Below are 14,118 nucleotides of genomic sequence, written 5' to 3' on the forward strand. Positions count from 1 at the left end.
AAGGTTGCTATCAAGCCTGTCGACCCAGCCTTACGGGCCTAGCTGGCAGGGGGTGTTGGTCAGGGCTCAGGCGGCGTAACTGGCGATAGAGCGCGCGGGTTTCCAGCAGGTTCCATACCCGTAGCAGGGTCTCGATGGCGTCCAGTGGTTTGCTGATGAAGTCACGCGCACCGAGGGCCAGCGCCCTGAGCCGAGCTTCGCGGGTGGCATCGGCGGTGAGCACCAGAATTGGCAGGTAGTCGTCGGCAGGAATACGCCGCTGCAGTTGTTCGAGTACGGCAAAGCCGTCCAGGCCGGGCATGTGCAGATCCAGAATCACCAGATCCGGCTCGAAGCTGCTGAACAGGGCCAGCGCCTGGTGCGGGTCGGTGCAGGTGAGCACGTTATGCAGGCCTTCGCGCGCCAAGAGTTGTTCGACCAACTCCAGGTTGGCGGGCTGATCGTCGATTACCAGAATGCGAAAGTCGTCGGCAGGATCTTGGTCGGCCATGCTCAGGCTCCGAGTGAAGGTGTCGGTGCGGGTTTGGCCGCATCCAGATGCTGACGTAAGGTGCTGAGAAAGGTCGGAACGTGCAAGGGTTTGCTGAGCACGGCGGTCGCTCCGACTTGCAGCAGGTCGCGCTGGGTGCTGGCGCTGACGTCGGCAGTGATCAGCAGAACCGGGGTGGTGCGGGTGCTGGGGTTCAGGCGCAGGCGTTTGAGCACCTCCTGGCCGGAGAGGTCGGGCAGGTCGAGATCCAGCAGAATCACTTCCGGGCGGTGCTGCCAGGCTAGATCCAGGCCCAGTTGCCCTTGCATGGCGGAAATGACCTGGACGGTCGGCCAGCGCGCCAGCAGGGTTTCGATCAGCGCCAGGCTCGATAGATTGTCTTCGATGCACAGTACGCGCAGTGTCTGCTCTGGGGCCGCGAGCGTGTTGGCCGCCAGCCTGGCAGGCGCCTGCGCTGCAGAGGGTTGGGCTTCTTCGGCCTGTGCGCGAGGCAGCGTCAGGCTGAATGTGCTGCCCTGGCCGGGAGTGCTGTGCAGGCTGAGGCTGCCATCCATCTGTTCCAGCAGGCTCTTGCTCAAGGCCAGGCCTAGGCCGGTGCCCTCGACTTCGCTGCTGGCGGCGCCCAGGCGTTCGAAAGGAGTGAACAGACGCTGCAAATCTTCGGACGCGATACCCTGGCCGTTGTCGATGACGCTCAGCGTGACGGCATCGGCCTGGGGCTGTACCTGTATCTGCACATAACCGCCACGGTGGTTGTACTTGATTGCGTTGGACAGCAGGTTGAGCAGCACCTGCACCAGACGCTGGCGGTCGGCTTGCACGCTGAGCGCCGCAGGGACGGCTGGTGGTAGGTGCAGGCTGATGCCCGCGCTGTCGGCCTGTGGTGACAACAGCAGGCTGACTTCCTGCAACAGCGGCCATAGCGCCAGGGGTTCTGGGCTTAGCGCCAGACGCCCTGACTCGATGCGGGCGATGTCCAGCACTTCGTTGATCAGCCCCAGCAGATGCCGCCCGGCACGCAGGATATGGCGGATCTGCGCCTGCTGTGCCGGGGTGACCTGATCCATCTCCAGCAGTTGGGCGAAGCCGAGAATGGAGTTCAGTGGGGTGCGCAACTCGTGGCTCATGCGTGAGAGAAACTCGCTTTTCGCACGGCTGGCGTTTTCCGCTTCTTCGCGCGCGGTACGCAGGGCGATTTCGGCGTTGCGGCGGTCGGTGATGTCGCGGGTGATCTTGGAGAATCCGCGCAAGGTGCCGCTGGCATCGCGCTGAGCGGTTATCACCACGTTGGCCCAGAACAGCGAACCATCGCGGCGCTGGCGCCAGGCCTCTTCCTCGTAGCGCCCCTCGCGGGTGGCCACCTGCAGCGCCTTGTAGGGCGCCGTTTCGCGTGCCTGGGGCGGGTAGAAGAGGGAGAAGTGGCGGCCCAGGATGTCCGTTTCGCTGTAGCCCTTGATCCGTTCGGCGCCAGTGTTCCAGGAGGTGACGTGGCCGTTGGGATCGAGGCCGAAAATCCCGTATTCCTTGACCCCGTCGATGATCAGGCGCAGGCGCTCCTCGTTGTCGCGCAGGGCTCGCTCACGCTCGGCCAGGAGTTGCCCGGCTTCTTCCAGGCTGCTGGCGAGTTGGCCGATTTCATCGGCGGCGGGTACATGCGGAATCAGCGGTTGGCCCAGGGCCAGGCGCCGCGCATTGCGTTCGACCTGCTGCACCCGGTGGACGATGCCGGTAGACAGCAGCATCACCGCGAGCAGGGCACCCAGCACGCCGAAGGTAGCGGCCAGGGCCGTGGCCAGGAGCATGCGGGAGCGCACGGCGCTGGCTTCTGCGTTGCGCTCGTCGAGCAGGGTCTGCTCGCGTTCGAGCATCTGTCGGATGACCTCACGCAACTCGTCGAGCACGTGTTTGTTGTCGACCAGAATCGAGGTCATGGCCGCGCGATCGTCACCACTGGCCAGGTGTTTGAGCTCTTCCAGCCCTTGCAGCTTGATGACGATAAGTGGGCGCAGGCGTTGCAGGTTGGCACGCATTTGCGGATCGCGGATGTCCTTGTCGAGGCGGCGCAGGGCGCTGTCGATACGCTCCACGGCGCTGGTATAGGACGGCAGGAAGTCGTCACGGCGGGTCAGCAGGTAGCCGCGCACACTGGCGGCTGCTTCGGCCAGCAGGCTGTGCACGGCTTGCACATCGCCCTGCACGCGCAACGCTCGGCGCACATCGTCCTCGACCCGTGAGGTCTGCCGCTCGGTGGTGTAAACCAGCACCAGCGAGATCAGCAGAATCGCCAGCGGCAAGGCGATGATCACCAAGCTCTTGCTGCGCAGCGGCCTGTCAGTCCAGCGTGTGGTCAGGCTTTTCACGCCTTGTGCTCCGTGGGTGCCACCAGGCCCAGGGCCATGCCCTGCACGGCGGCCTGAGTGCGATCGCTAACGCCCAGTTTGCCGATGACTCGCTCGACATGCGCCTTGGCGGTGCCGGTGGTGATGCCAAGCTTTTCGCCTATCTCACGGTTGGTGAAGCCGCCTGCGATCAGCCCGAGCACCTGGCGCTCGCGTGGGGTGAGCGTGCTGCTGGCCATGCCGCTCTGGCTGCGTTCGACCACGCGGCGTAGCAATTGCGCGCTGACCTTGCCATTGAGCGCGTTCTGCCCGGCTGCCACTTGGCGCAGGCCGTCGATCACCTCCTGGCGGCTGGCATCTTTGAGCAGGTAGCCGACGGCGCCGGCGCTGATCGCCGCCTCCAGATGGTCGGGGCTGTCGTACATGGTGAACAGCAGCACCTTGATTGCCGGCAGGCGCTCGTTCAGCAGGCGTGCAGTGACCAGCCCGTTGAGCACCGGCATGCGAATGTCGAGGATGGCGATATGTGGGTTCAGGCGTTCGCACAGCTCCAGCGCCTGCTGTCCGTCCTCGGCCTGGCCAACGATGCTGAACTCGGGGCAGTCGGCGAGCATGGCGGCGAAACCGGCGCGGGTTACCTCATGGTCATCGGCGAGCAGCAAGCGGATGGGTTCGTTCATACGGGCTCCTCAGTGGGCAGTGCCCGTGGAATGCTGGCGCACAGGCGCGTGCCCTGGCCAGGTTGGCTGTGACAGGTGAATTGACCGTCCAGTAGCAGGCAGCGTTCGCGCATGGCCACCAGGCCGATGCCGCCTTCGCGAGATGCCGCTTGGGCGCTGATGATGAAGCCAGGGCCGCGATCCTCTACGCACAGTTGCGCAGTCTCGCCGTCGAGGCTCAGATCCAGGCTGACCGCGCCGCTGGTGGTGTGCTTGCAGATGTTGTTGATGGCTTCCTGGCCGATGCGAAACAGGGCGATTTCTACCGCCGGGCGCAGGCGCTGTGTGTCGCGGTGTCGCCATTGCACCCTGCGCCCCTGGCTGCGCAGACGATCCAGCTCGCGGTCGAGCGCAGGGGCCAGGCCGAAGTCATCGAGCAGGGTAGGGCGCAGCCCGCTGATGGCCTGGCGTGTTTCGCCCATGCTGCGTTGGGCCAGTTGCAGGATGGGCGCCAGTGCGGTGTGCAATTCGGCGTTGAGGTCGCGGTGCTGGGCGAAGCCCTGCAGGCGTTGGTGCAGGCCGGCCAGGGTTTGTGCCAGGCCGTCGTGCAGGTCATAGGCCACGCGTGCGCGCTCGTCTTCCTGGGCGGTCATCTGCCGGTGTACCAGCTCTGACATGGTGCGTTCGCGCACGCTGAGGGCCTTCAGCAGTTGGCTGTTCTGCAGGTGGGCGGCCAGCAGGGTGGCGAGCAGTTGCAGGGCTTCGAGGTCTTCGGCATCGGGGTGGGGCATGACGCTGGCGTTGCCCAGCAGCATGGCGCCGAATGGCTCGCCGGAGGTTGCATACAAGGGCAGGCACAACGCCAGTGGCACCTGTTGCAGGGGCGCTTCGAGCACGTGCGCGGCGTCTTGCCAGGACAGGGTGGCGAGCTGTTCTTGCAAGGCGCTGGGGCCGAAGCCTGCGCACAGTGTCGTGCCTTGTAGCAGCACGCCGCCATCCATGGCGCAGAAGCTACAGGCCCGTTGCAGCGCCAGGGCGCCACTTTCTGCGGCTGGCAGCGTATTGAGCAGGCGACCGCTTTCCACCAAAAGGCGTAGGCGTGCGGCGCGGCTTTGCGCTTGGCGGTAGTCGGCGCGCAGGGCCAGCACGCTGTCGGGTGGGGTTTGCTGCATCTACGCCTCCACGAAATGCGCCTCATGCGACGGCGCAGGCTAATGGCTCGAACGTCTCTTGGCATCTGCCACTTGGCATAGGCCACTTACCCCACCTGGCCGATGTTGCGGCGCAGGGTTGATCGCATGCTAAGCACCAAGGTGTCGCCTCACGGCACCTCTTTTCAATTGCCGGAGACTCGACCATGTTGAAACCTTTGCTCAGTACCTGTGCCCTGCTGTTCGCCCTGGCCCTGCCGCAGGCTTATGCCGCCGAAGCGCCTTATGTCTACACGGGAGTGGCGGCTGCGCCGAGTAGCGCCCAGGATCAGGAAATCGCCAGTCTGTTCGAACGCTGGAACGCGGCCCTGCAGACGGGGGATTCGGCCAAGGTCACCGCCCTGTACGCCGATGATGCGGTGCTGCTGCCCACGGTATCGAATCGCGTTCGTGTAGGCCATGAGGCGATCAAAGACTATTTCGATCATTTCCTGCAGGCCAAGCCGGTCGGCACCATCAACTACCGTGAGATTCGTCAGCTCAGCTCGGACACGGCCGTCGACTCGGGGGTATATACCTTCGCTCTGAATCAGGGCGGTACGGTGCGTAATGTGCAGGCGCGTTACACCTTCGTTTACGAGAAGGTCGATGGTCAGTGGAAGATTCTTCAGCACCACTCCTCGGCAATGCCAGAGAAAGTCGCCACCCCGTGATTTAAGTGAGGTTGCCCAACCATTGTGGAATACGCCGCTCTAGGTAATAGCCTGGGCGGCGCAGACTGCCTTCGACGAAGCCGACATGGCCGCCTTGGGTGTGCAGTTCGAAGGTGGTGCCGGGTGCCAGCTCGTGCGGCTCGGGCAGGCTGTGACGGAAGATGAACGGGTCGTCTTCGGCCTGGATGATCAGCGTAGGGGTACGGATCGCGCCCAGGTAGTAGCGGCTGGAGGCGCGCCGGTAGTAGTCATGGGCATCGGCGAAGCCGTGCAGCGGTGCGGTGATGCGTCCGTCGAAATCCCAGAACGTACGCATGCCGTCCAGCGGGCCGAGACGCTCCAGTACCGACAGACGCTCGCCCTGGCCGCTCTCGGCGAACAAGCGCTGCTTGTTGTGCACGTAGGCGACCATCTCGCGCATGAAGTGCGCCTGGTAGACCCGCGAGAAGCCCAGGCCGATGCGGTCGGCGCACTGATCCAGACGAAACGGCACCGACACCGCCACGGCGCCTTGCAGTTGGCTTTGCGCGCCGTTTTCCCCCAGGTATTTGAGCAGCACGTTGCCGCCCAGCGAATAACCCACGGCGTACAGCGGCGCCATTGGCCGTTGCGCGCGTAGATGCGCGACCGCCGATGCCAGATCCTCGCTGGCACCGGAGTGATAACCGCGCGGCAGCAGATTGGGCTCACCGGAACAGCCCCGCCAGTTCAGCGCCACGCTGGCCCAGCCGCGTGTGGCCAGCGCTTGTTGCAGACCGAGCACGTAGAGTGAATGGGAGCTGCCGGTCAGGCCGTGCAGCACCAGCACCAGCGGCGCCTGGGCATCGTGCGGGCCGTGCCAGTCGAGATCGAGAAAGTCGCCATCATCCAGCCACAGCCGTTCGCGCTGCCGATCGAGCGGCGGCGGTTTGCGGCATAAGGGGTTCCACAGTGTCTGCAGGTGCGGGCTGGGGAGCCACCAGGCGGGTTTGAAGGGATGCGTCATTGGGTCGCTCGGTCTCTCTGGGTGGCGGGTTGCACCCGCCCTACGGACGGTGTCGCGGCCTTGTGGGAGGCGCTTCAGCGGCGAACAGGTCGTAGCCCGGATGCAATCCGGGAATGGTGGTCCTGGATTTCATCCAGGCTACGCGGGTGGCGGGGGTACGCTTTTCTGCCACAGCGCGTAATGCACCTGGCCGGTGTGTTTCTCGCGGTGCAGGCGCCAGTTACCGGGCAGGCCCAGGGTCGAGGGCGCTGTTTCGCTTTCGGTATAGACCCAGGCGTCGTCGGCCAGCCAGCCTTGCGCTTCGAGCAGGTTGCAGGCGCTTTGCAGCAGATCCTTATGGAACGGCGGGTCGAGCAGGACGATATCGAAGCGCCGTGGTGCCGGGCGGGTCAGCAGTTGCAGGGCATCGCCTAACTGGATCTCGCCGTTGCTGCATTGCAGCGTCGTCAGGTGCTCACGCAGGGCGTTGACCGAGGCCGGGTTGAGGTCACAGGCCAGGCCGCTGGCAGCACCACGTGACAGCGCTTCGAGCAGCAGCGCGCCGCTGCCAGCGAAGGGGTCGAGCACGTGGGCGCCTTCGACATAGGGCGCCAGCCAGTTGAACAGCGTCTCGCGCACCCGGTCCGGGGTCGGGCGCAGGCCCGGCCCGTCGGGGAAGGCGAAGCGCCGCGAACGCCACTCGCCGCCGATGATGCGCAACTGGCCCTGGCCGCCGTGAGCCTTGCCCACGGCGGGTTTGTGCGGTGTGCGACCACGCATCAGTGCGGCACCGTGCTGGGCAGTTCGGTCGGACGCTCGGTAGGCGGCGGCAACTCTTTTTGCGGCACCGTCGGGCCGGCGGTGACCACCACCAGCGCGTCGGGGTCGAGGTGCTTGGCCATCGCCGCCTTCACTTGCTCGGTGGTCAGGTTCTGCACATCGCTCATAAAGTCATCGAGGTAGCTCAGCGGCAGGTCATAGAACCCCATCGACGCCAGTTGTCCGACGATATCGGCGTTGCTCGCGGTGGACAGCGGGAAGCTGCCGGCCAGTTCGCGCTTGGCGTTTTCCAGCTCCTGCTGGGTGGGGCCGTCACGCAGGTAGTCGGCGAGCAGCTTTTTGACCAGCACCAGGGTGCCTTCGCTGAGCTCGGCGCGGGTCTGCAGGTTGATCATGAAGGGGCCGCGCGCCTGCATGGTGCTGAAACCGGAATAGACGCCGTAGGTCAGGCCGCGCTTCTCGCGCACCTCGCTCATCAGGCGTGTGCCGAAACCACCGCCACCGAAAATCTGGTTGCCCAGGTACAGCGCGGCGTAGTCCGGGTCGCGGCGGTCGATGCCGAGCTGGGCGAGCAGCAGGTGGGTCTGGTTGGATGGGTACTCGATATGGCTGGTGCCGGGCTTGGGCGTTTGCGGCTGGGCGATCTTGGCCAGCGCCGGGCCTTGCGGCAGGGCGGCTGATACCTGGCTGGCGATGGCCTCGGCTTCGGCGCGCGTCAGATCACCGACCAGCGCGATCACCGTGTTGCCAGCGGCATAGGCACGGGCGTGGAAGGCCTGCAGTTGTTGGCGGGTGATGGCTGGGATCGACTTCGCTGTACCGTCGCTGGAGTGAGCGTACGGGTGCTGGCCGTAGAGTCGTTCGAACAACTCCAGGCTGGCCAGCTTGCCGGGGTTCTGCTTCTGGTATTCGAAACCGGCAAGCAGTTGGTTCTTGATCCGCGCCAGCGAGTCGGCCGGGAAGGTGGGCTTGCCCAGTACGTCGGCGAACAGATTCAGCGCGGGTTCGCGCTGCTCAGTCGCACTGAGGCTACGCAGGCTGGCCACGGCCATGTCGCGGTAGGCACCGTTGCCAAATTCGGCGCCGAGGCCTTCGAAACCCGCGGCGATGGCACCGACGTCCTTGCCCGGTACGCCTTCGTTGAGCATGGCGTTGGTCAGCGCTGCCAGGCCCGGTACGCCGCCATCCTGGCTGCTGCCGGCGGCGAAGGTCAGGCGCAGGTCGAACATCGGCAGTTCATGGGCCTCGACGAACAGCACCTTGGCGCCTTGCTCGGTATGCCAGGTCTGAATGTCCAGAGTGCGGCGGCTGGGCGCCTGATCATCGAGTTCGGCCAGCGATTGCAATTTGGCGCCTTCACCGGTTGCCGCTTGGTTGGCAACGTGGCTGCAGGCACTGAGCGTCAGGGCGGTGGACAGGGCCAGGCCGAGCAGGCCCAGGCGGCGGTGCTCAGTCTTCATGACGGGACTCCTCGTTACGGGACGCTTCAGGCAGAACATGGGCGACGCTCAAACGGTCGCGGACGAAAAAGGTGCGGGCGGCTTGTTGGATATCGGCAGGGGTGACGGCCTGCAGTTCGCTCAGCTCCTGGTCGGACAGCTTCCACGACAGGCCGACGGTTTCCAGTTGGCCGATGCTGGTGGCCTGGCTGGTGATCGAGTCGCGCTCGAACACCAGGCCGGCGATGACCTGGGCGCGCACCCGCGCCAGTTCGGCATCCGACGGCGGGGTTCGCTTCAGTTCTTCCAGTTCACGCCACAGGCCCGCTTCGGCTTGTGCCAGAGTTTTGCCTTTCTGCGTATTGGGCGTAGCCGAGAGGATGAACAGGCTATCGCCACGGGTGAACGCGTTGTACCAGGTGCTGGCACCGGCAACCAGCTCTTCACCGCGCTCCAGGCGGGTTGGCAGGCGCGCGCTGTAGCCGCCATCGAGCAGTGCGGCAGCCAGGCGCAATGCGTAGACCTGACGCGGTGTTTTCGCGGTGGCCAGTCCGGGCACATTGAACCCCATGACCAGGTTGGGCAGTTGGGTCTTGAGGTACAGCGTCATGCGTCGCTCGCCCGGCTCGGCCAGCTCCAGCGGCAACTTGGCTTTGGGCACCTCGCGGCGCTCGATGGCACCGAAATAGCGCTGAGCCAGGGCTTTGACCTCGTCGGCGCTGACATCGCCGACCACCACCAGCGTGGCGTTGTTGGGGGCATACCACTTCTTGTACCAGGCGCGTAGTTCGTCGATGTGCATACGCTCAAGATCAGCCATCCAGCCGATGGTGGGAATGCTGTAGCCGCTGGCCGGGTAGGCCATGGCCTTGAAGCGCTCGAAGGCCTTGGACGAGGGGCGGTCGTCGGTACGCAGGCGGCGCTCCTCCTTGATGACCTCGATTTCCTTGTCGAACTCGTTGCTCGGCAGTTGCAGGCTGGCCAGACGGTCGGCTTCCAGCTCCAGGGCAACCGGCAGGCGGTCGCTGGCCAGCACTTGGTAGTAGGCGGTGTAGTCGTCACTGGTGAAGGCGTTTTCCTCGGCGCCCAGTTCGCGCAGTACTTCTGAGGCTTCACCTGGGCCGAGCTTGGCGCTGCCTTTGAACATCATGTGTTCCAAAGCGTGGGACAGGCCGGTAGAACCCGGCGTCTCGTAGCTGGAACCGACCTTGTACCAGAGCTGGGAGACCACCACCGGGGCACGATGATCCTCGCGAACGATGACCTTCAGGCCGTTGTCTAGAGTAAATTCGTGGGTGGGTTGAGCAGTGGAGGCGAGGGCTGTCAGCGGAACGCAGAGTACGCTGAACAGCAGGCCGAGCGAACGGCGGGCAGTAGCATTCATCAAGAGTCTGACCTGTCGGATAGCCTGGGCGGTCGTACCGCCGACGGGCGAAGAGGTGCTAGGATACCCCATCCTTTTCCGGGGCGGCACGGCAAGGCTTTTCAGCCGCTTGGCGTTCCGCTCCCCTGAGATGCAGCGACCCATGTTTGGTTCCAAAGACGACAAGAAGTCGCCAGCCGAGGCTGGCGCGCAGAATCCGCCTGTGACCGAAGAAAAGAAATCCCTGTTTGGTTGGTGGCGTAAGAAACCCGCTGAAACCGCCGTCGAGACGGCTCAGCCCGTGCCGCCCAGCGAGCCGCCGCCAGCGGTCGAGCAAAGCTTGTCGGCCGCCGAGCCAGCCTCTGTCAGCGCGCCTGAGTCTGAGCCTGAGCCGGTTGTGGTCGAAACCGTAGCCGCCACGTCGGCGCCGGAACTTGCACCTGCCGCGCCAGAACCCGCGCCTGTTGCCCCGGTTACCAGTGAGCCGCCAGTTACCGCCACCGCGCCTGTAGTTGTGCCGTCGGCTGTGGTCGCTGCGCCGACATCTGCCCCGGCTATTGCGTCGGCTACACAGGAAAAACCGAGCTTCTTCGCCCGCCTCAAGCAGGGTTTGTCCAAGACCAGCGCCAGTCTTGGCGAAGGCATGGCCAGTCTGTTCCTCGGCAAGAAGGCCATCGACGACGACCTGCTCGATGATCTGGAAACCCGTCTGCTGACGGCTGATGTCGGTGTCGAGGCGACCACTGCGATCATCGGCAACCTGACCAAGCGCGTGGCGCGCAAGGAGTTGGCCGACAGCGGCGCGCTGTACAAGGCCCTGCAGGAAGAGTTGGTCACGCTGCTCAAGCCGGTCGAGCAACCGCTGGTGATCGACAGCGCCAAGCAGCCCTACGTGATCCTTGTCGTCGGTGTGAACGGTGTGGGCAAGACCACCACCATCGGCAAGCTAGCCAAGAAACTGCAACTCGATGGCAAGAAGGTCATGCTCGCCGCCGGCGATACCTTCCGCGCTGCAGCCGTGGAGCAATTACAGGTCTGGGGCGAGCGCAACAACATCGCAGTCATCGCTCAGCACACTGGCGCCGACTCGGCCTCGGTGATCTTCGATGCGGTACAGGCCGCCAAGTCGCGCGGCGTCGATGTGCTGATCGCCGATACCGCCGGGCGTTTGCACACCAAAGACAACCTGATGGAAGAGCTGAAGAAGGTGCGCCGGGTGATCGGCAAACTCGACGAGACCGCGCCGCACGAAGTGCTGCTGGTGCTCGACGCTGGCACCGGACAGAACGCCATCAACCAGGCCAAACAGTTCAATCAGACGGTGAACCTCACCGGCCTGGCGCTGACCAAGCTCGACGGCACGGCCAAGGGTGGCGTCATCTTCGCCCTGGCCAAACAGTTCGGCCTGCCGATTCGCTATATCGGCGTGGGTGAAGGTATCGACGATCTGCGCCCGTTCGAGGCGCAGGCGTTCGTCCAGGCACTCTTCGAGGAGCGTGAGCGCGGATGATCCGATTCGAGCAGGTCGCCAAGCGTTACCCCAATGGCCATGTCGGGCTGCACGAGCTGACCTTCCGCGTTCGCCCGGGCGAATTTCTCTTCGTCACCGGTCACTCCGGCGCCGGCAAGAGCACCTTGCTGCGCCTGTTGCTGGCGATGGAGCGCCCCACCAGCGGCAAGCTGTTGCTGGCCGGGCATGACTTGTCGAGCATTACCAACGCGCAGATTCCCTTCCTGCGTCGGCAGATCGGTGTGGTGTTCCAGAACCACCAGTTGCTGTTCGACCGCACGGTGTTCGATAACGTCGCTCTGCCGCTGCAGATTCTCGGCCTCTCCAAGCCGGAAATTGCCAAGCGCGTTGGCGCCGCGCTGGAGCGCGTGACCTTGTCGGACAAGGCCGCGCAGGCGCCTGGCGATCTGTCCACCGGGCAGCAGCAGCGCGTCGGCATCGCCCGCGCCATCGTCCATCGCCCAGCACTGCTGCTGGCGGATGAGCCCACCGGTAACCTCGATCCACGTCTGGCCGCTGAAATCATGGGCGTGTTCGAGGACATCAACCAATTGGGCACCACGGTGCTGATCGCCAGCCACGACCTGGCACTGATCGCACGTATGCGCCAGCGCATGCTCACCCTGCAACGTGGCCGCCTGATCGGCGATGGGGAGGCCGCCTGATGAGCGCATCGAAGATGCCACCACCGCAGCCGGCCGAGCGTGTCGGCGCGGCGCCGCGCAACAAGGTCGCCGACCGCCCGGCGGACGAGCCGGACTTTCGCACGCTGTTCCACGCCTGGCTGGAAAGCCACCGCGCCAGCCTGGTCGACAGCCTGCGGCGCTTAGCGCGCCAGCCCATTGGCAGCTTCTTCACATGCTGGGTGATGGCCGTGGCCTTGAGCTTGCCGATGGGCCTGTCGCTGCTGCTCGATAACGTCGAGAAGCTTGGCGGCTCCTGGCAGCGCGCGGCGCAGATTTCCCTGTTCCTCGACATGTCCGCCGGTGATCGTGAGGGCCAGGCCCTGCGTGAGCAGATCAAGGCAATGGATGATGTCGCTGACGCCGAATGGATCAGCCGTGAGCAGGCACTGGACGAGTTTCAGCAACTTTCTGGCCTGGGGCGGGCACTCAAGGAATTGCCGGACAACCCGCTGCCCGGCGTGGTGTTGGTGACACCCAAGGAGGTCGACAAGGCCAAGTTGGAAGCGCTGCGCCAGCGCCTAGCCGAACTGCCCAAGGTGGAGCAGGCGCAACTCGATTTGGTCTGGGTCGAGCGTCTGACCGCCATCCTCAAACTGGGTGATCGCTTCGTCTTCGGCCTCAGTGTGCTGCTGATTCTGGCGTTGCTGCTGGTGATCGGTAACACCATTCGCCTGCATATCGAGAACCGCCGCGCTGAGATCGAGGTGATCAAGCTGGTCGGTGGCACCGACGGCTACGTGCGTCGCCCTTTCCTTTATATGGGCGCGCTCTATGGTTTTGGCGCGGGCATCTTCGCCTGGCTGCTGCTGGCCTTCGGGCTGGATTGGCTGAACGATGCTGTAGTACGTTTGGCCGGTTTGTACGGTAGCGATTTCGCTTTAAGTGGCGTACCTTCGTCCGACGGTTTTTCCTTGCTACTGGGGGCCGTGCTGCTGGGCTATATTGGCGCCTGGCTGGCGGTGGCGCGTCATCTCAACGAGTTGGCGCCGCGTTGAGACCTTGCCAAACAAGGTTGAACGCAAGCTGACAAGTTATTGTTTTGGTTGATATTGGCTATCTGTAAAGGAACCTATCCCCAGGCTTTTCATCAGATAGTGCAGTGCTACACTGCATGCGTTTCGTGATTCGGAGGATTCGAATGTCCACTTCCTTGCAACCTGTTCATGCTCTGGTTCCAGGCGCCAACCTGGAAGCTTACGTGCATGCCGTTAACAGCATCCCGCTGCTGACGCCCGAGCAGGAGCGTGAACTGGCCGAAAGTCTCTACTACAAGCAGGATCTTGAGGCCGCCCGGCAAATGGTGCTGGCCCACCTGCGTTTCGTGGTGCATATCGCCCGTAGCTACTCCGGTTATGGCTTGGCTCAGGCTGACCTCATTCAGGAAGGCAACGTCGGCCTGATGAAAGCGGTCAAGCGCTTCAATCCGGAAATGGGTGTGCGTCTGGTGTCCTTCGCCGTGCACTGGATTCGCGCAGAAATCCACGAGTTCATCCTGAAGAACTGGCGCATCGTCAAGGTGGCCACCACCAAGGCGCAACGCAAACTGTTCTTCAACCTGCGTAGCCAGAAGAAGCGTCTGGCTTGGCTGAACAACGAAGAAGTCGAGGCCGTGGCCGAAAGCCTGGGCGTCGAGCCGCACGAAGTGCGTGAGATGGAGAGCCGCCTGACCGGTCAGGATATGGCCTTCGATCCGGCTGCCGATGCCGATGACGACAGCGCCTTCCAGTCGCCCGCGCATTATCTGGAAGACCATCGTTACGATCCGGCCCGTCAGCTCGAAGATGCTGATTGGAGCGACAGCTCCAGCAGCAACCTGCACGAAGCGCTGGAAAGCCTGGACGAGCGCAGCCGCGACATCCTCTACCAGCGCTGGCTGGCCGAGGAGAAGGCGACCCTGCATGACCTGGCCGCCAAGTACAACGTCTCGGCCGAGCGCATCCGCCAGCTTGAGAAGAACGCGATGAACAAGCTCAAGGGCTCGATTGCCGCCTGAGCCTCGCGAACGAAAAAGCCGCACCCTGGTG

At 64.2% G+C, this 14,118-nt stretch carries 13 protein-coding genes; 5 read left to right on the forward strand and 8 right to left on the reverse strand.

Annotated features, from left to right (window positions below; all coding sequences use genetic code 11):
* Positions 1–10 precede the first annotated feature (10 nt).
* From AERO9A_RS05205 to AERO9A_RS05220, 4 genes are read right to left on the reverse strand one after another with little or no spacing between them, the layout of a single operon-like run.
* Positions 11–490, reverse strand: a complete 480-nt coding sequence (locus tag AERO9A_RS05205) for a response regulator (RefSeq protein WP_159970867.1) — start codon at positions 488–490, stop codon at positions 11–13.
* Between the two features lie 2 nt (positions 491–492).
* Entirely contained in the window at positions 493–2,850 is a 2,358-nt protein-coding gene (locus tag AERO9A_RS05210) for an ATP-binding protein (RefSeq protein ID WP_159970868.1), read from the reverse strand.
* A complete protein-coding gene (locus AERO9A_RS05215; RefSeq protein ID WP_159970869.1) occupies positions 2,847–3,509 on the reverse strand; it encodes a response regulator transcription factor in 663 nt (220 codons plus the stop codon). Before AERO9A_RS05215 ends, AERO9A_RS05210 begins: the two co-directional genes overlap by 4 nt.
* The gene (locus AERO9A_RS05220) at positions 3,506–4,660 is read right to left on the reverse strand and encodes a sensor histidine kinase (RefSeq protein ID WP_159970870.1); all 1,155 of its coding nucleotides are present in this window, start codon (positions 4,658–4,660) and stop codon (positions 3,506–3,508) included. Before AERO9A_RS05220 ends, AERO9A_RS05215 begins: the two co-directional genes overlap by 4 nt.
* A 185-nt stretch (positions 4,661–4,845) precedes the next feature.
* On the opposite strand from AERO9A_RS05220, the gene AERO9A_RS05225 reads away from it, so the two are divergent.
* Positions 4,846–5,352, forward strand: coding sequence for an SgcJ/EcaC family oxidoreductase (locus tag AERO9A_RS05225; RefSeq protein WP_159970871.1), 507 nt, complete (start codon positions 4,846–4,848; stop codon positions 5,350–5,352).
* Position 5,353: 1 nt separating this feature from the next.
* Here the strand turns inward: AERO9A_RS05225 and AERO9A_RS05230 are convergent, their stop codons facing one another.
* The 4 genes from AERO9A_RS05230 to AERO9A_RS05245 form a co-directional block, all read right to left on the reverse strand.
* On the reverse strand, positions 5,354–6,337 hold the full coding sequence (locus AERO9A_RS05230; protein ID WP_159970872.1) for a hydrolase: 984 nt from the start codon (positions 6,335–6,337) through the stop codon (positions 5,354–5,356).
* 138 nt (positions 6,338–6,475) lie between these two features.
* Positions 6,476–7,096: a 16S rRNA (guanine(966)-N(2))-methyltransferase RsmD gene (gene rsmD / locus AERO9A_RS05235; protein WP_159970873.1), complete on the reverse strand. Its 621-nt coding sequence runs from the start codon at positions 7,094–7,096 to the stop codon at positions 6,476–6,478.
* On the reverse strand, positions 7,096–8,556 hold the full coding sequence (locus tag AERO9A_RS05240) for a pitrilysin family protein (RefSeq protein WP_159970874.1): 1,461 nt from the start codon (positions 8,554–8,556) through the stop codon (positions 7,096–7,098). Before AERO9A_RS05240 ends, rsmD begins: the two co-directional genes overlap by 1 nt.
* Positions 8,546–9,919 (reverse strand): pitrilysin family protein, encoded by a 1,374-nt coding sequence (locus AERO9A_RS05245; RefSeq protein WP_159970875.1) that lies wholly within the window; start codon positions 9,917–9,919, stop codon positions 8,546–8,548. The genes AERO9A_RS05240 and AERO9A_RS05245 overlap by 11 nt, the downstream gene beginning before the upstream one ends.
* A gap of 142 nt (positions 9,920–10,061) precedes the next feature.
* On the opposite strand from AERO9A_RS05245, the gene ftsY reads away from it, so the two are divergent.
* The 4 genes from ftsY to rpoH all read left to right on the forward strand — a co-directional run bounded on the left by ftsY (position 10,062) and on the right by rpoH (position 14,087).
* Positions 10,062–11,408 (forward strand): signal recognition particle-docking protein FtsY, encoded by a 1,347-nt coding sequence (gene ftsY / locus AERO9A_RS05250; protein ID WP_159970876.1) that lies wholly within the window; start codon positions 10,062–10,064, stop codon positions 11,406–11,408.
* Positions 11,405–12,073 (forward strand): cell division ATP-binding protein FtsE, encoded by a 669-nt coding sequence (ftsE, locus tag AERO9A_RS05255; RefSeq protein ID WP_159970877.1) that lies wholly within the window; start codon positions 11,405–11,407, stop codon positions 12,071–12,073. Before ftsY ends, ftsE begins: the two co-directional genes overlap by 4 nt.
* Entirely contained in the window at positions 12,073–13,089 is a 1,017-nt protein-coding gene (gene ftsX / locus AERO9A_RS05260; RefSeq protein ID WP_159970878.1) for a permease-like cell division protein FtsX, read from the forward strand. The genes ftsE and ftsX overlap by 1 nt, the downstream gene beginning before the upstream one ends.
* A gap of 143 nt (positions 13,090–13,232) precedes the next feature.
* Positions 13,233–14,087, forward strand: coding sequence for an RNA polymerase sigma factor RpoH (gene rpoH / locus AERO9A_RS05265; RefSeq protein ID WP_159970879.1), 855 nt, complete (start codon positions 13,233–13,235; stop codon positions 14,085–14,087).
* The last annotated feature ends 31 nt before the right edge of the window (positions 14,088–14,118 follow it).

Source organism: Pseudomonas sp. 8Z (assembly GCF_902506535.1).
Lineage (GTDB): Bacteria > Pseudomonadota > Gammaproteobacteria > Pseudomonadales > Pseudomonadaceae > Aquipseudomonas.